The organism is Pseudomonas sp. ASL3 (assembly GCF_056680425.1).
This window is the reverse complement of sequence record NZ_CM155281.1, coordinates 1,388,605-1,406,910: the sequence shown is the minus strand read 5'-3', so window position 1 is coordinate 1,406,910 and position 18,306 is coordinate 1,388,605. Positions and strand designations below refer to the sequence as shown.

The window sequence follows — 18,306 nt, the reverse complement described above, 5'->3', positions numbered from 1 at the left end:
TAACCTTCCTTTTAAACGTCAATGTCAAAATAAAGCCTCGTACTCCGTACCCCACGCTGCAAAGCAACATCGTTAGGGTCCATGTCCGTACGTAAGCTAACACCCTGTTCCCCTGTCGCCGCATCCAGCGCCTTCATTAATCCCTCCAAAGGAAGAGCTCCCCAGCGCCGCTTCACGGCAACGTCATGATCTACCGGAACCACCGCTGCAGTTAGATGGGTCATTAACTCCAATCCGCCTTTGCGTAAGGTAGCGTTATAACTTCCATGGTGTCCCACTTTGTAGAACGTGGTGCGCTTTACCAAATCCGTTCCGGTCATCACTTCCCCTCCAGGAAGATCCCATTTGCAATCCGCCCATGACAACCAATTACCCACCTGCGCATCCGCAGCAAACAACAATACGCCAGCGTCCTCGAGATCAATGGCGAGCACTAGGCTGGTATTGTTAGTCATACTGTCCAGCGCCAACGCAAGGCCGGTCGCATCGTCTAGCCACGCATCATCGATGCGCCTCCAATCCTCATGGTTCCAATATCTCTCTTCGAAGAACAATACTGTTTGCGCCACTTTGCGGGGAATGTTGTAGGGCTGAGCAAAAGGTACTTGAGACTCATCGGCGCTGATCGCAGGGCCAATATGCAGGTTGTAGGTTTCTAGGGCCATTTTGTAAGTTATGTCTTCCTTTTCTGATTTGGAAGGCAAGATCTTCTTTAACTTTGCATCGTCTCGTGGTGGCCCGAGCACGAAGATTCGCGCACGGAAATCCCGAAGAACGAGGGGCGGATCCTTGGGGTCACAGTACCGAGGCGGTTGACCCAGCTTATTGCGCACCGTCTCCAGAGCAGCTTTGGTAGTGCCCCGGGCAGGCGTACCGAAGAAGGCCAGCAGATCGTTCACAGGATGGGTATTGTCCGGATCATCAACGTGCAGCCGCACAGCGGTTGCTTGCAACATTGCCAGCGCCTGGTCGTGACTTTGCTTAAGATCGATGGCTTGTGGATCGTCCGGATCTTCGGTCCAGCCCATCCAGACCTCGCTGACATCTAGTATCTTGAAGATATCCTCGGCCTGAACGAAGCCGGAGAGGTGGTCCCAGTGCTCGTGTGTCACCACTAGTAGGTCGAGTTTGCCATCGGTTGTCCGGACCACATCCTCCATTACCGCCATCATCTTTTTTTCTTGATCTTCGGTGCCGAGAATTACCCCGCAATCGATCAGGATTCGGTACGTTTTATCACCATCGCCAAATAACGTAACCAGGTGACAATCGCCCAGCCCATGACGGTAGATACGCACCGTGGCCCGGGGCTTCGCGTTGTTATTCGTTGGCATGACCTCTCCCCTATCTCCGGTGCAGAAATGCGAACGGCTCACTGGCCAAGGCCGCAAGACCACGGTAGTTGTCCGCGAGTGCCTCTAGCTGGTCTTCCTGAAATTTTTGCTGGCGCTCGATGCGTGCGGACTGATCGAGACGCTTACGTATTACGTACGCCACCTCGCTGCTTACAAGGTCAATCACCAACGTGACCCCTCCCCTGAACACTTTGCCGCTGCCGTCTTTTGCATGGACCGACTGGGTTAACTCAACTACCAACTGCGACAGCAACTCACCATCCGGCCCCACGCGCCGCAATGGTCGGACTGAGTGGACTTCGATATTGCGCATTTCGCAAGGAACCACCATCCCGCTTATTTGCAGTGAATATTGAGTAATGCCAAGGCGATGCAGACCGAGGAAAGAGAGTTCGTCATCACTCACCTGTTTTTCGTCCATTAACCAGGCATGGAGCCGGATCGCATTTTTCCGAGAGCTCTCCCAAGCGGAGTCTCGGCGCGTCTGTAGGGTCCATTGCAAGCTCAATTTCGGAAGCAGTTTGCCAAGGTTTTTCAGTGGCATCAGCGGTGCTTCCCATTGCAGGGTATCGACCGAATAAGTACGCAAACCTTCTGGATAGATCCCTCGTGCCATAAATGCAGAGGCAAAGGCTACGCGATAGCCATAAGGGTCTTTGGGAATCAGATCATTGTCCGCCGTGATCAGCGCTCGCAAGTAGTCGCCGAATGTGAGGTCCACTGGCGGACAATAGTCCAGCGCTCGGATACACATGGTCAGCACATGCCTTGCGACCGTGCTGGCGACATCGGTAAGGGCGTCGACGAGGTCTGCTTGCAGCGCCCCGAGAGGCAACACCTCCGAACCCTGCGTGGCAAGGCGGATAGGGACCAATGCCCGACGCATATATATCTGCAGGAAGGCATCGAACACTGCAGAAACCAACACAGAGCCACGGTCATGCGCCTCGGTTTTGCTCGTGTAGTCAGTCGGGCTGGGTTTTACCCGCCGCCAAGTCATTTTGCCATTCTTGCCCTCTACCTCAGTACCGATGGCATCTCGTAAAGCCCGGTAGTGTCCGGTGGCCTTGCCAAACTGCACCGCCAGCCACGCAAGCATCGACTCTTGAGATAGATCACCTCGTGAACGTGCAATCAACTCTCTTAATGAATCCCTCAAGGTGAAGTGCTGGAAAAGCGCAATGATGTCCGCAAATCCCTCGTGGAAGGCCAGAACATCGGGGTTGGTAGGCTCGATAAAACGGCGATGCAGACCATCCAGCAACGCGTGGGTAGTTTCGTGCGCGACGATGTCATGGGAGAGCGCGGTGAAAATAGTCTCACCTGGTACGTTGCCGCCTTTATTGGATGATATAAAGTAGCCTAGGAGCAAAGCTTTCCGCTGGGGACTGTAGAATGCATTGGCCCCGCGCAATGCATGGGGATAAATACGCAGTCGTTGTACGAAGTGCGATTGGTTACCTGCAAAACGCGGTGCCCATAGGGCCACTCGGCCAAGAGCCTTCTCGAAATAGCCTATGGTTTTCATCGCCACGGCGTAGGCCATTTGCTGGTGAAACTGGGGATTGGCCTCCGATGGCAGAAATCCATCCGTAGCCAGCAGTCTCGGATCATTCAGATCCACAGGGGCGTAGCAGTACCCGCTAGCAGGGTCCACGTCTACAACCTCTAGGTACTCGCCCACCGGCCCAGGCGCCAATTCAGTCTCCCACGGCAGCATTAGTGTGGTCTGGTTGATCGCGACCATATCGAGTTCACGCGCTAGTGACGGATCATAGGCATATACCCGTAGCCTGCGGCCTACTGGCGTTGGTGGTTGAGGCGACAGGGCCTGGTGCATTTGCAGCCGGTCAAGGTTGCTGATGTACTGAGTCGGCGGTGACAATGGCGGGCCATCGTCCTGCCGGGGCATTGACGAGGTTTCCAACTGCAATGCTTGGCGAAGGGCCTGCGAAGCTCTAGGGTGCTGTGCCAAAGCGTTCGCGATGGCGAGTCGCTGCCCCAAGGTCAGTGAGTCCGGATCTACATCAAGATCAGGCAGCAAGGTCTCGATCGAGGCTGAATGGGACAGTTGCAACGCCTCCAACTCCAACATGCGCTGCTTAGCGCCCGACGCTTGCGCCATGCCAAGTCCCGTGAGCACGCGCAGGAATGCAAATGACGCCGAATCGGCAGCCTCTTTCTCCAATTGCTTGGGGTCTGGCGCTGCCACCTTGAAGGCATCCAGCGCACGTAACTCCCCTTGGCCAAGCTTCTGCGTACTGGTCTTGCTGCCGGTATCAAACAAGGCCTTGCGAACAGCGGCGACACGCATCCATTTGTGTGGGTACGCAGCACACGCAGCCCTATTGTTTTGTAGCCAAATTGCCGCCGCCGCAGCGATCTGTGGCGTAGCGGCTGACGTCCCGGCGCCATCGAAATCAACCACATTTTCACAGCCAAACTTGGCCCAAGGTACGTTCGGTGTATATGCGGCCAAGGCCGTGCGCATTTTGGATTTAGGCCCGTAATTGCCAGCCATTTTCTTGAGGGCCAGATCGGCGTACGGCGTGTGGTCGGCCATCACACCGCACGCAGCAATTACACGGTTGAAGCGCGCGGGATAAACAATGTTATGGGTCAGCAGGTTCCCGAAGTTGTTGCCCGCTGCCGTGACTAATACCACTCCCTCCTCATACAAGGCATTTACCGCATCCGCCCATGCCTGGCTTGCCACACCCCCCATGCTCATGGATACCACCTGAACTTCTTTGCCAGGCTGCCCGCAAAGCGCGTGGACATAATCAAATGCCTGCGCGATTGCGCTGTTGTAGAAAAGCACTACCCGATTGGCTACTCGGATTGGTACTACCTTGACGAAGGGCGCGGCACCTAGGCTTGCGAAACCTGCCGCCGGAGCGCCAGCGAGAATGCTCAAGGTACCGGTGCCATGGCCAAGGTTGTTCAACAAGCCGGAGGTGTCATCTGACGCGTCATTTGGACGGTTGTCATCGACAAAGTTTCGCGCCAATTTGGTCTCCAGCCGCTGCGGGAGGCTGGCATGATTCGGATCATATCCGGTGTCCAGATGGGCCACGCGTACAGCATCAACTTCGGCCACGGCCCCAAGGTTCTTCAACAGATTGGCGAACTGCGAATGCTCATCGTCCTGGTACCAGAAATTGTTTGAGCTGCTGGGGTAGTCCGCACTTTGCTTCATGACATCGCACGTCGCGGTGAGCGCTAATTGCTGGTCTTGCGACGTTCCGGTCACCCATCTCTGGGCCAGGTCGGGCTCAGCGAACACCGGGAGTGCAGCGCCAGCGATGCCCAGCCCCTGAGTTAGCATGGCATGACAGGCATCCCACGGATTGCCGGTGTCTATGGCCATGCCGGATTCAACAACATGCCAAGTAGGGCTTGGGGCCACACCCTGCTGTGCTTGGTCAATGCTTATGAATAAGGGGCGGATGCTGAGCGGTGTCGCGGCAAGCGCCATCTGGGCCGCGGTGGGTGGTAACATTTTCACTAGAAAGCGTTGGATATTAGGCATGGTTCGAGGCTCTGCTGCACAGCACAACAGCTTTTGCGGCACAGCGCTTCGCCGCAACCAAAAACCGCACGACTACGATGGGCCGTACTGCAAGGCGGGCGTTTGCAAGGGGAAGAGTAGACTAGGGAAATAAGTGCCGCCAGCCGCGTCGATACAGGTCGTCGGGGAAATCGGCCGCCTTCGTATAGGAACAACCCTAGTTGAATCCGATCAGCGTAAGCGATGGTGAAGCGAAGATCCCGTAGAGTGAACGCTGCTGTCATTGACCAATTCCATCCACCCCCTGAATAAGGCCATCACCCATACGTATTCAACAGTTCTCTCATCTGCTCATGATTCACCGAAACATAAGTCAGCGTTGTCGAAATATTACGATGCCCCAACAATTCCTTAACGACATGAATATCACGATCGGGATAACGCATCAGCTCAGTGGCAATGGTATGCCTGAACCTGTGAGGGCTCACCCTGACGTCGATCGAATTGGATAAGTGCGTATAGAATGCCGACACCTGATCCATATCCATCCGTTTCTTCCTATGGCGCATGGAGAAAATATTTACATTGAATAGTTGATCACTGGCGTCCATGTGCTTTTTCTTGGCGCACCGGATGAGTTTTATCAAATACGGATAAAGGTCTTTATGAATCGGAATGTAACGTTCCTCATAGTTTTTTGAAACATCAGCAGTCACGCAAATCAATCCTTTATGAATATCAACATCACACATGCGGAGATTGATTAACTCATTAGCACGTAGTCCAGTATAGACAAAAGTCTCGTACACCACCCTCCAAAACCATGCGGGATGAATTTTCGCCTGCTGTTGCCACTCAACCTCCTCCTGCTCCATATCCGTCAGAACGTGCCTGGCGCGAGACACATTAATGCGGTCCACCGTTTTTTTCGGGCGCTTGGGTGTACGGACCTGACAGTCTTCGAATGGGTTATCAGCCACGCCGACGAGGCCTCGTTCGATGCCAAACTGCACCAGACCAAACAGGTGTCTGATGTAGCTGTTCCAGCTCACCGCTTTGAGCGTGACCCCGAGCACTTCCTTGCGCCATTGCAAGACTGCTTTCCTGTTGATCTCCTCGACGAGGCAATCACCTCCCCAACGGATCCAGGCTCGGGAGGCGACTCCATACGAATCTTCCGAGCTGTTTTTAAGGACTTTGTCTGATAAATATTCGGTTACTAGTTCTGATATCAAATACATGGCTTTTGTTCTTTGATGTGCGGGGAATCAATCAATTCCAGATAGGGATTATCGTATGGCTTCTCGGTAAACACTGACAACGGATCTTTAAGCAGGTACCCCTTAACATTTCGCGTTTTTCGTGGACCCTGTACCTGACATGTCCATATATTCAGTCCATCGTCGCGTTTGACATGAAGCCCCAATTTCTCGAACGAACGCTGAACCAACCGCCAGTCACTACACCCTTCGATTTTGGCACACTGCGCCACATCGGGATGTTCCTGCGCGTATCGTTGAAAAATTTCAGGCGTAACTAAAAACGCTGTCCCGGCAACAGAGTGGACCTTCGCTTTTGCGTCATTTATTACAATCTTGTGTGTCACTACTCCATCTTGGACCCAGTCTATGAAAGTTGAGCCTAGTTTAACTAGTTCGAATTGATAATTGTTCACTCTATTGCTGTTATCAAAACGTCCTACAGCACTCACAGACCCTTCTCTCAAGCCATTCCCGGGTGGTCGAAAAGGCTCACGGCTTTCTACTACAGGCGCCACAGACGTATCCTCAGTCATCCCCAGAAGGTCCAGTAGCATGTCTACATCGTCGTTAGATGTGACACTGCTTTGGTCACCTGAAGGCATTCCTTGGCCTTCTGGCGATGACGCCTGATGGCGTTGACTACCCTCTTCCATCGCTGGAAGTGCCTCGGCGGAGGAAATCGTTTCCGAATCCAGATCAGATACCTCGGCTGTAACCGTCCCTTCAAAAAGCTCTGGACGCGACTCGGCATCCCAGATCAGCGCAGGGGAAAGCTTTAAAAACGTCAACGTCATCTGCCAACTTCCACTGTCGATGGCGGCCTTCCAAATGGCCTTCCCTGCCTCGTTGGATTGGATGATTCCATGGTCCTGGAGGACATTGAAAAATGTCGAGTTCGAGCTTGGAATGCCTTCGACACCTTGGGAAAGAAGATGGGCTCTCAGCTTGTCCGCAACCGTCTTGCTGACCAGCCACAGTGCATCCTTGGTCAGCCAGCCATCCGAGGCTCCAGGCTGATTCAGCTTCAACTGATCCGCCACTAGGTGCCGCAGGCCTTCCACCAATTGCCGCTGCAGTGAATGCTTCGGAGCGGCTAGTGCTCGCTCCGGATTGCCACCCAGCTCTTGAGCAACAGAGGCGCGATCGGCCTGGATTACCAGCTCACCGAGTATGCCGGCATGTTCATACTGGCCAGCTAGCAAATAGATCAGTGCTGCCCACAGCTCGGGAAATGTGCTGAGCCAATCGAGTATTTTTTCAGAAAGGATCTGCGTGTAAACCAACCCTGCCGCGGCACCATGGAGTTTGTATTCCCGCCCCTTGGCAAAGCGGAATCGGTAGCTGTCCGTGATAGGTCCATGCCATGGATGCCAGCGTGAGCCAGAGGCGAGATCCACCTCGACGTCGACCGCAATCTTGCCAACGTCGTGAAGCAGCGCCGCATAGGCCACTGCCGCAGTCCATGCCTCCGCTTGAGCGGCCTGCTGCTCCGGTGAGGTGCCCACAGGAAGCAAGTACGACTGGCGCATCTTCAGCGCATAAGCAACGATCTCTAAACCGTGATCAAGCATCCCACCTGGGTAGGCATGGTGGTGAGTTTCGGAGGCAGGGAGATGCTGGACCAGCTCTGCAAAGCTTCGCAGCGGCCCCCCGTAAAGCTGGTCAAATTGTTTGCGCGAGAGCGAGGTACGCTGCCAGATATGTTCGAGTAGCTTCCTGCGTCGTGGCGTGCTTAAAAGATCTTCGGCCGACTCAGCCAGACGAGCCCCAGGCTCTGCTACAGGCGGCCTCTCAGGGGCAATGCCTTTTGCTTTTTTCCAACTCAGCTTCCAAAACATTCATCCCTCGACGATTTGAATTTTAGGAGAGCCTTTTCGCCTTTCCGCTCCCTGACCAACCTTTTCGGGTAGGCCTCTTTCCCTTGGCCTCCATCCCCTTCGCGCCCTTCCTTTTGGCGCTGGCTTTATGGCCTTTTCGAGGGCTACGTCACAATGAGGAAACTGGTTTATCCAGTTTCCTTTTTGATTGCAGGATGATCGTGCCGGCGATATCGCTTACGTAGTTTTCTTTGACCGTGCTCGGATGAGCGAGGAGAACAAGCCTCACCCAATGACAGGGGATGTCATGGGGCCAAAGCTCAAATAGGCGGCGGAGTTATTACTCTGGAAATCGTCGTTTCCAGGTTCTGAATCAGGATCGCTCTGCCCGTTATCGGGTTGTCACCCAATCCTCAATACGTAATCCCGCCACGCGATCAAATTCCCGGATGTTGTTGGTCACAAGGACCAATCCCAGAGACCGGGCGTGGCCAGCAATCATCTGGTCGTAAGGACCAATAGGCTTACCCAGCTTCGCTAACTCTGCCCTTAACTGACCGCTATGAGCGGCCGCCTCGTGATTGTAATCAAGCACCTCAAGTCTGGCAGCGAAGCCCTCGACAACCGCCAGATTCCGCTCCGGGGTCGCTGATTTTTCTGCACCGTAGATCAATTCCATCAAGGTAATGGCGCTGATGCACAGCTGACCGTGATGGAGGCTGAACGCCTCACGAACCTCCTGAGGTTTATTCTTGATGGTGAAAATGCAAATGTTGGTATCCAGCATGTACTTGAGCATCAGAGCCCCTCGCGCTCTTGATCAATGGGTTGCTCACGCTCAGCCATGAAGTCAGCGCTCACGCTTGCGCCCTCAAACCAACTGTCCCATGACTCACCCGCCGGGGTAATGATTCGGGTACGCCCCACCGCAACGACATCTACTCGCGTCACCCCTTCAGGAAAAGCGACCGCTTTGGGCAGGCGTACAGCTTGGCTTCGATTGCTTTTAAATATGGCGGCTTGTTCCATGATTGCCTCCTGGAGATATGCCCTTTGGACATCCAATTGTAGTTAGCACTTGGTATATGTCAATGGGATATACCAATCAAGTCAGAAGGCAGGATTACCTGACTTACGGCCAAATCTCCCTCACTGGGCCCATCTTTCGGAACTCTGCGCGGCTTGCCCACGGCGCGCGTCGCCATGACCGCCGACCGATAACCCCAGTCTCCAATCCAGTTTTCCAGGGGAATTCCCCACTCACTTCCTGACAATGTCGAGGCAAATTCGCACATCATCATCGACTAAACGAGGTCTCCATTGCGCCTATTCCTCTGCGAAAAGCCCTCCCAAGGCAAAGACATCGCCCGCGTCCTGGGCGCAACCAAGCGCGGTGATGGCTGCCTGATTGGCGACTCTGTCTGCGTGACTTGGTGCATCGGCCACTTGCTCGAAACCGCCCCGCCGGAGGTGTACGACGACCGCTACAAGTCCTGGTCGCTGGAGCATCTACCTATCATTCCCGGCGACTGGAAGGTTGAGGTCAAATCCAAAACGGCTACGCAATTCAAAGCAGTGAAAAAGCTTTTGCGTGAGGCCAGCGAATTAGTGATTGCCACAGATGCCGATCGTGAAGGTGAACTGATTGCCCGCGAGATCATGGATCACTGCGGTTATCGTGGCCCGGTTCAGCGTTTGTGGTTATCAGCCCTGAATCCGCAATCGATTCGCAAGGCTTTGGCTGAATTGAAGTCGGGTGAAGAGACGTTTTTGCTTTACCACGCGGCGCTGGCTCGTTCCCGCGCAGATTGGTTGATCGGGATGAACCTGAGTCGCTTGTTTACCTTGATCGCGCGGCGATGCGGTCATGATCAGTTGCTGACCGTGGGGAGAGTGCAAACGCCTACCTTAAGCCTGGTGGTGAACAGAGACCGGGCCATCGCAGCGTTTGTAAAAAAGCCATTCTGGGAGGTTGAGGTTCGTCTCTCTGCGGAAGGCCAGGCGTTTAGCGCCAAGTGGAGAGCGCCGCGCGAGTTGTTGGACGCTGAAGGATGTTGTGTTGATCAGGCTCGAGCACTTGAAGCGTCTAGGCGCCTTGCGCAAGGTCAGGCCGTTGTCAGCGCGATCGATGTGGAGCGAGTGATCGAGCGACCGCCGTTGCCTTTCGATCTCGCCGCGCTACAGGAGCAATGCGACCGGCAATTCGGCATGGGTGTTGAGGAAACGTTGAACATTGCCCAGTCGCTGTACGAGACACACAAGGCAACGCATTACCCTCGCACCGAATGCCCTTATCTGCCTGAAAGCATGCTCGAAGAGGTGCCTGCGGTGCTGGACGCATTGGGTAAAACTGACCCGTCAATTGTTCCGTTGCTGCCAACATTGAACCGAGAGCAACGCTCACACGCCTGGGACGAAAAAAAACTGATCGGCCCGCATCACGGCATCATTCCGACGACTGAACCAGCTGACATCTCAAAGATGTCGGAGACGGAAAGCAAGGTGTATGACCTTATCCGTCGTCGTTATCTCGCCCAATTTCTGCCACATCATGAATATGATCGCGCAGTGGTATCGATGTCCTGCTCAGGCTTGGAGTTGCGCGCTGTGGGCAAGCAGGTCGCTGTTGCAGGGTGGAAAGCGTTGTTCTGTAGCAACGATTCAAGCGACGGGAAAGATGAAGAAAATCCCCCTGAAAAATCTCAACAGCTACCTGCTCTGCAGGTGAGTCAAAACTGCCGCATCGATGCTTCAGAATTGAAGTCTTTGATGACCTCGCCTCCTCGGCCTTACACCGAAGGTTCGCTACTCAAAGCGATGAAGAACATCGCTGAACAGGTCTCAGATCCGCGCCTAAAAGCGAAGCTGAAGGCGACTACCGGCATCGGCACGCAGGCCACTCGCGCGGCAATCATCAAGGGCCTGATGCAGCGCGGATATCTGGAGAAGAAACGTCGATCATTGAGCCCAACGGCGTCTGCATTCGCACTGATCGACGCCATCCCTGGCATCGTCAAAGACCCAGGCATGACCGCGATCTGGGAGCAGGCATCGGACGAGATTGAAGCAGGTCGACTGACCTTGGACAACTTTCTCAAAAGCCAAGGCCTATGGATCAGCAAACTGGTCGAGCAATGTTCGACGCTCACACTTCACATCGATCAACCGCCCTCACCGCCCTGCCCTCAATGTGGTTCGACCATGAACAGGAGGTCCGGCAAAAATGGAGCCTTCCTGTCCTGTGCGAAATATCCGGATTGCAAAGGGATTGTGAATGTCGAAGCCACAGGCAAACGAAAGACCAGTCCAAAATCCTACAAAAAAATCTGACTCAATCTGTCGGCCTAGGAGAAGGTTAAACGGTATTCCAAGATTTAATGGCGTGTGAAAGAATTACCCAGCATTGCATTTTCAACCGCTGGCTACTGGCGGTCATCAGTGGCGTCTGGAGCTCAACACTCCAAACCCAAGCACGCTTTACCTCGGGAAGTGCGTGCAGACTCTCCCTTCGTCTCCCTGTCTGTCCGGACACGTTGCCGTCACAATCTCCATGTTTGGGATTCACAGGCGTAAAGAGTTCAAGGTCTACTACTCCTCGGGTCGCTGCGCTGACGCACGACCCCTACTCCCCCTTTTAAAGCGACTTTGAAGAGTGCCCTGACGTTCTGCGAGGCGGAACGTGAGGACACCCTTCCGAGGGACTGATATTCGCTGCCGGTGCCCGCCGGTGAAAAAACGGGCTCCCTTTGTACGCGGATGCGTGCCAGCAAATTCCGATTCCAGCCACGACAAGAATCGGGTGAGGTGTTAGCAACGACAGGTCAATGCCAAGGGGCCGTCAACGCCGACGTTCACAGGTGGTTTTCTTTTCTTGAGCCGAGACTCTGGTCTCGGCTTATCTTCCTTGATCCAGGAGAACACCATGTCCCTTGCTGCTGTGATGAAGTTCTTCGGGTTGCTCGACGAGAAAGACATGTACATGAAGGCTAAAGGCGGCGTGAAGAATCTTCGCATCGTCGGCCGTGGCATGCTCAAACAGGACGTTGAAGAGATTTATGGCTCAGACAGTTACAAGCAAGCTCAACAGATGGCTAAGCACATCATTGCCAGGCAAGCGTAGGGTCAGCCTTGATCGGCTGATGGAATGCGGTGCCGGGGATCATCTGACTTGACATACCACAGTTCTTTTTCCACTCTAGATTCATGTCTCGCTGACGCTGTCAGCAGCATGCCCAGGTAGCCAGGATCTTCAAGGCTACGGCGCGGTACTCCGCGTTGATCACTCCCAGGATCGCCATCAGCATTCGTCAGCGCGATCAGTCGTCAGTCTCAACGACGATGGAATGCACCAACACCACACCACCCAATCGGGGATTCATTTCCCCAATGGGCGAAGTGTTTCTCCGTTTTACTGACAGGAGAAACACATGAACACACTCAGTTACCAATTCGGCTACTGTCTGGGAGTCATTGTCCATCGGGCGATCACTACCCTTCGCTCACTCAAGCACATGCCTCCTAGGCCGGATAAGTGCTCCAATCCGGACATTCTTGAACTGTGCCGGACGCCCTCCCTCGCTCGAAAGGGTGTGGATCTCAACCAGTGGTACGAGAACAACGTATTGCTCCGCGTTCCCAAACCTCAGCGCAAGCGTAAAAAAGTGACACCAAAACGTAGCACGCTGGATGCGCTCATCTGACTTCACGCCAAGCCTTGCACTTGACAGCACGGCGATCATTTTCCATGCTTTTGTCATGTTCAGCTGACGTCGTCAGCAACATGCCCGGGTAGCTGTGATCTTCAAAGCTACGACGCGAGTCATCGCGATGATCAACCCAAGATCGCCACAGCATTCGGCAGCGCGATCAATCGTCGGCAGCATTGACGATCGAGTGCCTGATCACACCATCACCCAAGCGGGGAAATCACTTTCCCCTTGGGGCGAGTCTTTCCCCGTTTTCATTTCTGAAATCGGAGAATCACATGACTCAATCCCTCACCAACGAAACCAAATACTTCGACCTGCACACCCACGGCATCGGTTATCTCAACCGAATTCGCGAGGTGAGCGTACGCAAGGGCGATCCATTCATGGCCGTCACCATTGGTGCCTTGCATGGCGCCTCTGATCAAGTGGAGTACACCTACATCGATTGCAAGGTTGCCGGTGGAGAGGCTGAAAAGCTGGTCCGTCGCTGCCAACAGGCCGAAAACGCCAAGAAGAAAGTCTTGGTCGCTTTTCGCGTTGGCGACCTTTGGGTCGATACCTTCACCTACGAGAAAGGCGAGAAAAAGGGCCAGCCAGGCGCAAGCCTCAAAGGTCGATTGCTTTTCCTTTCCTGGATTCGAATAGACGGCGAGCTGGTTTACCAGGCGTCGGCCAAGGAAAAAATTCTTGAATCCGATAATCAAATCGACCCAGCAGACGCTGATGCCGCTTGATCATTAACCTGTAATTCAATGCGTCCCTGCGACGCCAGCAACACACCCCCATGAGGGACACACCCTCTATGAGGTGTGCCCTCCCGTCGTTGTCCAAGGAGGCACACATGACTCAACCTAGACGTTCCACCCGTTCGTCCAAGCGTGGCTCGGCCCGTATCCATCGTGAAAGCCAGATCGTTGCACAGGCTTTGCAAATCCTCGATCAGCGTTTTTTCCAGCGTGGAGAACAACTGACCCAATCCTCTACCGTGGCTGATTTCCTGAGGATTCAACTCGCACACCAACAGAGCGAAGTCTTTGGGGTGATTTTCCTCGACTCGAAACATCGACTCTTGAAGTTTGAGCAGTTGTTTCATGGTTCCATCAGCGACTGCAAAATCTACCCTCGGGAGGTAGTCAAACGAGCATTGGCCCATAACGCCGTTGCTGTGATTTTGACCCACAACCATCCCTCGGGAAACACAACCCCTAGCGAAGCGGACCGCAACATAACCGACCTTTTGAAGAAGGCATTGGATTTGATCGACGTCACAGTGCTGGACCATTTCATCGTCGGAAAAGGCAAAGCCCTTTCCCTCGCTGAGCACGGCTGGCTTTAACCCTCATCAAGGCGCCTTCGGGCGCCCTACTTACCGTCCCGTCGTCCTACGCGAAACACCTCACCCAGGAATCCCCCTCCCCTCGTGTGCACCGCATTCACGCATGCGCGCGGCCGCAGGAATGATGATGAATGAGTTGGCTCTTTTCGCAGGCGCTGGTGGCGGAATACTGGGTAGCCACCTGCTTGGCTGGCGGACCATCTGCGCCGTTGAGCGTGATGCCTACGCAGCACAAGTTCTGGCGCAACGACAGAACGATGGAATCCTCTCAACTTTCCCGATTTGGTCTGACGTGTGCAGCTTTGACCCCTGCCCATGGCGAGGCCTTGTTGACGTGGTTTCGGGGGGCTTTCCCTGTCAGGACATCGCCATCTGCGGACGCGGCGAAGGCATTGAGGGTGCTCGATCCGGACTTTGGAAAGAAATGGCAAGAATCATCGGTGCGATTCGACCTATGTACGTCTGGCTGGAAAACTCACCAATGCTCGTCGGAAGAGGACTTGCTGTGGTCCTCGGTGATCTTGCCCAAATGGGGTATGACGCTCAGTGGCGTTGTCTATCAGCAGCTGAATGCGGAGCGCCGCACCGTCGCGACAGGATCTGGCTCGTGGCCTACGCCGGTAGCGAGCATGGCGCGCGGATCATCACCCGGGTCGCTGACTCGGAAATCTGGACGGGACCGCACCAGGGACCGGTTGGATCATGCCGTGATGGCTCTGCATGGTGGGCAGTTGAACCCGGAATGGGTCGAGTGGCTGATGGGGTGGCCCATCGGGTGGACCGCATTAAAGCCCTTGGCAACGGGCAGGTTCCGATCGTGGCAGCGTCGGCATTCGAGTTGCTCGCAGCGGAGGAATAGGCGAGCCCGCGTTCGATGAACACAGCTTCAACCGGGAACTCTTGATGCCTCCCAAATGCGGATGCATCGCTATTATCAATGGTGCGTCTGGTTCGCGTTGCCCCATTTGCATTCGTCTGAGCAGCGACACTATCCTTACTGCACTTATAATTTGTTTACTTCGAATGGATTGCGGCGTGGCTGGTGGCGATAGGAGACGTTCGGCAGAAGCGGCCGATCGCGTCGTCAGCAGATAGCGATCAGAAACGGAAGTTCAGCGCGAACAGATGACCTGCGCCCCCATTCGGGCAAGATTGGCTGCCCGATAAAGGGGACTGATACGCTTCCTCCCTCAATTTATTTTGGCAATACCCTAACTTTGCATGACCGCTCGAAATTTTTTGTATTCCCGTTTGATTTTAATAAACTGACTTTCAATACTTTTTGAGCGATTTAGTGCACGCACCTCAATCATTTCATCTGCAAAAAAACCAGCAACCTCATCTGCCACACCGTACTCTTCAAAAAAGTTTCGCTGTTGATCTGAACGAAATGGCAGATGTAATCCATCCTCCACGCTAAGCACTGAGCCTTTCACTGGGAACATCTCCAACATCCTACCAAGCTTATCGTCAAACGTTGCCAAAAATGGAAACATAATACGCTCAGTCGGGACGGAGCTTATTATTAACTCCATCGCTCTCGGAGTATAAAAATCCCAAGCTATATTATCCACCTTTTTCAACAGCCGCCTATTTTTCCCTCCTTTATTTATAGTGCCCAGAATCTCCATAGACTTTGGATCCGCAAAATACGCGAGCAAAATACTTAGCTCTCTCTCATGAAAAACACCTACTACATTCTGAACTTCGTGTAACAACTGTTTAAATTTCTCCGACGCACTCCGACTTGAAGAAAAATTAATCCTTAACGCTATTAGTAAAAGCAGCAATAGCTCCCGCTGTATTAATACCACTTGTCGAGAAATTTTTTTTCCATCGGGAGAAGCATAATAATTAAAAGCCACATCGCGAGCCTCCCTCACAGCCTGCCTAAACGAGCAACCAAAAACCAATTTACTGTTTCTTACATACTCATCGCAGTTTATCTTTCTAAAATACATCAATGCCGTGAGATTCCAACGAAACCCTTTATTCAAGCACTGCCAAAATCCAACTACTCCACCATTCCAACGCTCCGCCTTGCCACGTACAAACTTGATGCTCTCCTGCATATAAAAAAGATGATCGAAATTATACCCCCCATAAATAACTGCATCCATTAACTTGATCACGCGACTGTGATTATTACCCAAAGATCGCCCTCTAAGCATTGTTGATATAAAGCTAGCCACGTTAGTATCAAACATCAAAGTATAATCAACAGCGATATCTGCCTTTCTATTTTCCGCTGCCGCACGAACCGTATCCTTGCTCAACACCAGAACTTGATGAGACCGATAATAGGGAATCACATGATCAATTTTTGAAATGGTCTCAAATATCCCAAATGATTCATGCGCGGAAAACCCTTCAAGAGACAATACAACTTTTAAATTTTTAAAGCGCAAAGCGTATATACAATAAACTTTGAATGCTTCAAAAGATGTTTCCACTTCACGCATCCGTATCAAAAGCCTTTTAACGTCCAACTCATCATATAGTCCCATGCCACCCCCCCCCAAAAAAACAAAACTCACCACATATAAGCTCGAGACCAAACCCAAGACTCATCCTTCCACACTTGCACGTCGGCTCTTACAGCTCAGGGTGACCCTAACCAGCGCTGGCTTCGTAGCGGATCAACTGCCCTAATGCTGTGCGCTTACTATTGAACGACCGGCTACGTCCTATCGCTTTGATGTCACTGTAGCCATTATCGCGAACGAACCACCACATCCAAGAGGAGCAGTAATATGACCCGACAAGCTCCTAGGAGACAAATCATTCCCCCTCCTCATTCGCTTGCTCAGCTCCCCAGTATGCGTAGTTAAATAAAGCATCCAATTCGACAAAATCGCGAAGCCCCAGATCCTTTCTGATCCTTTCCGCCTGTTGGCAGTAATCCGCATAGCGTTGAGCGTTGACAGTTGTTTTGCTTGGCTTAGCTGGAAACTGACGAGTATTGGCCAACCCTAGACCCGATACGGCGTTTTGATTCATCACGGCGAAACGCGTACAGTCAAGCGCCATCAGAATTTCGGTAATAACATTCACACCAGCTCTGGGGACGTCGACGAAATGGTCCAGCAAAATTTGGTATGCATCTTGAGCCGTAAGCTGTTCACCTTGAGTGATAGCTCTCAGGGCGGCGATAAAGTGTTGTGCATGATCAGCAACGATATTCTTTCCCCGATGCAGCCCTCCGGAGTGGAACAAATTGATCAGTTGTTCGTAGTGCTCAAGAAAGGAACTTCGGCTTGATCGCTCCATAGAGGCAAGCTCACTGATTTTCAGTGCCGCTGCCTTTCTATTTTCTTTTCGAGTAGTTGTTTGTAACGCAAAGCCACTCTCCGATTCATCCTGTTGCATTAACCCCAAAATGTCGCGGAGTAAATTCGTGTCAAGGCTCGTCGAATCAGTAACTAGTTTGGCTCTCCGATCCGCCAGCCGGTGCTGAGCCTGATAAATCGCATAGCGATATGCGTACTCATCAATGCCCGCTTTTGTCGCAGGCACAAGCTCCTCGTCATCGATGAGATGGTCGACGTACTCCGTCACTGAACTAATCATCGTACCGCTTGGATCGTCTATTACTGCTGAAGCCTCATAATTGCCCCCCAATCCACCGGAGGTCAGATTGGCCGAACCAATGACCACCGTGCCGCCGTTTGGCCCCGAAAACCCATAGATTTTCGGATGAAACGTGGCGCTCGTATTGCTGAGGTAAAGGCTCAGACCATGTTGCGCCTTGCTTATACTAAAGAGTTTTCGCAATAGCGCCGGGCTTGTCTGGAAAAAGGCAAGACCAATAGAAAACCTAGCGGTAAGCCCAGCGGTAAGGCGCTTTTCAAGGGGGTGGAGAATCAATCCAAGAGCCGACTCTTTCGCAAAGGCAACAACGCATTCCAAGTGCGTTGCCTTCGCCAATAGAGAAACGATGACGCTACAGTGATCCTGTTGCTCGTCATTGAGCAGCAGTCGGACATTTTGTTTTTCCAACATGTCGGGACCTATTTGATTTCGTCAATGGATGACCCCTGGCTCGCTGGATCAATGCCTTTTTGCAAGCGTATACCCGAGATATTTTCTCACTTGGAATGTCTCGGCAAGCGACTTCAGCTCAACATCGCTTGAACGCAAACATCTAAACAGTGCCATACAATTGCCACCAATGCAGCATCCGCCAGCGCGATAATTGGCTCAGTGATGCCAACCGGAAGGTGCAAGAAATGATAGCGTTGATAGGCTAAGCACCAGCCAGCCCGCGATATTTTTCAGTTGAACACTGGAGCATCCCCTAACCAGACGCTTTCAAT

Annotated in this window: 14 protein-coding genes; 6 read left to right on the top strand and 8 right to left on the bottom strand. The window is 52.9% G+C overall.

What is annotated here, in order from left to right; genetic code table 11:
- Nucleotides 1-11: 11 nt before the first annotated feature.
- From AC1MEE_RS06365 to vapB, 6 genes are all read right to left on the bottom strand, one after another.
- Nucleotides 12-1,334 carry an MBL fold metallo-hydrolase gene (locus tag AC1MEE_RS06365; RefSeq protein ID WP_480414471.1) on the bottom strand — a complete coding sequence of 441 codons (1,323 nt, stop codon included), beginning with the start codon at nucleotides 1,332-1,334 and terminating at the stop codon, nucleotides 12-14.
- 10 nt (nucleotides 1,335-1,344) lie between these two features.
- Complete coding sequence (locus AC1MEE_RS06360) at nucleotides 1,345-4,887, bottom strand: S8 family serine peptidase (protein WP_480414470.1); 3,543 nt, start codon at nucleotides 4,885-4,887, stop codon at nucleotides 1,345-1,347.
- A 296-nt stretch (nucleotides 4,888-5,183) separates the two neighbouring features.
- Entirely contained in the window at nucleotides 5,184-5,960 is a 777-nt protein-coding gene (locus AC1MEE_RS06355; RefSeq protein ID WP_480414469.1) for a tyrosine-type recombinase/integrase, read from the bottom strand.
- 137 nt (nucleotides 5,961-6,097) lie between these two features.
- Complete coding sequence (mobH, locus tag AC1MEE_RS06350) at nucleotides 6,098-7,966, bottom strand: MobH family relaxase (RefSeq protein WP_480414467.1); 1,869 nt, start codon at nucleotides 7,964-7,966, stop codon at nucleotides 6,098-6,100.
- Between the two features lie 370 nt (nucleotides 7,967-8,336).
- Nucleotides 8,337-8,744 (bottom strand): type II toxin-antitoxin system tRNA(fMet)-specific endonuclease VapC, encoded by a 408-nt coding sequence (gene vapC, locus AC1MEE_RS06345; RefSeq protein ID WP_480414466.1) that lies wholly within the window; start codon nucleotides 8,742-8,744, stop codon nucleotides 8,337-8,339.
- Nucleotides 8,744-8,974 carry a type II toxin-antitoxin system VapB family antitoxin gene (gene vapB / locus AC1MEE_RS06340; RefSeq protein ID WP_480414465.1) on the bottom strand — a complete coding sequence of 77 codons (231 nt, stop codon included), beginning with the start codon at nucleotides 8,972-8,974 and terminating at the stop codon, nucleotides 8,744-8,746. The genes vapC and vapB overlap by 1 nt, the downstream gene beginning before the upstream one ends.
- Before the next feature lie 291 nt (nucleotides 8,975-9,265).
- Between vapB and AC1MEE_RS06335 the strand changes: the two genes are divergently transcribed.
- The 6 genes from AC1MEE_RS06335 to AC1MEE_RS06310 all read left to right on the top strand — a co-directional run bounded on the left by AC1MEE_RS06335 (nucleotide 9,266) and on the right by AC1MEE_RS06310 (nucleotide 14,849).
- Entirely contained in the window at nucleotides 9,266-11,275 is a 2,010-nt protein-coding gene (locus AC1MEE_RS06335; protein WP_480414464.1) for a DNA topoisomerase III, read from the top strand.
- Nucleotides 11,276-11,867: 592 nt separating this feature from the next.
- Complete coding sequence (locus tag AC1MEE_RS06330) at nucleotides 11,868-12,065, top strand: hypothetical protein (RefSeq protein WP_480414463.1); 198 nt, start codon at nucleotides 11,868-11,870, stop codon at nucleotides 12,063-12,065.
- 307 nt (nucleotides 12,066-12,372) lie between these two features.
- A complete protein-coding gene (locus tag AC1MEE_RS06325) occupies nucleotides 12,373-12,645 on the top strand; it encodes a hypothetical protein (RefSeq protein ID WP_480414462.1) in 273 nt (90 codons plus the stop codon).
- Between the two features lie 284 nt (nucleotides 12,646-12,929).
- Nucleotides 12,930-13,388: an STY4534 family ICE replication protein gene (locus AC1MEE_RS06320; protein WP_480414461.1), complete on the top strand. Its 459-nt coding sequence runs from the start codon at nucleotides 12,930-12,932 to the stop codon at nucleotides 13,386-13,388.
- Nucleotides 13,389-13,495: 107 nt separating this feature from the next.
- Nucleotides 13,496-13,990, top strand: a complete 495-nt coding sequence (radC, locus tag AC1MEE_RS06315; protein ID WP_480414460.1) for a RadC family protein — start codon at nucleotides 13,496-13,498, stop codon at nucleotides 13,988-13,990.
- 127 nt (nucleotides 13,991-14,117) lie between these two features.
- Entirely contained in the window at nucleotides 14,118-14,849 is a 732-nt protein-coding gene (locus AC1MEE_RS06310; protein WP_480414459.1) for a DNA cytosine methyltransferase, read from the top strand.
- A gap of 352 nt (nucleotides 14,850-15,201) precedes the next feature.
- Here the strand turns inward: AC1MEE_RS06310 and AC1MEE_RS06305 are convergent, their stop codons facing one another.
- Both AC1MEE_RS06305 and AC1MEE_RS06300 read right to left on the bottom strand, forming a co-directional pair.
- A complete protein-coding gene (locus AC1MEE_RS06305) occupies nucleotides 15,202-16,554 on the bottom strand; it encodes a hypothetical protein (RefSeq protein ID WP_480414458.1) in 1,353 nt (450 codons plus the stop codon).
- Between the two features lie 217 nt (nucleotides 16,555-16,771).
- Nucleotides 16,772-17,992, bottom strand: coding sequence for a phospholipase D-like domain-containing protein (locus AC1MEE_RS06300; protein ID WP_480414457.1), 1,221 nt, complete (start codon nucleotides 17,990-17,992; stop codon nucleotides 16,772-16,774).
- Between the last annotated feature and the right edge of the window lie 314 nt (nucleotides 17,993-18,306).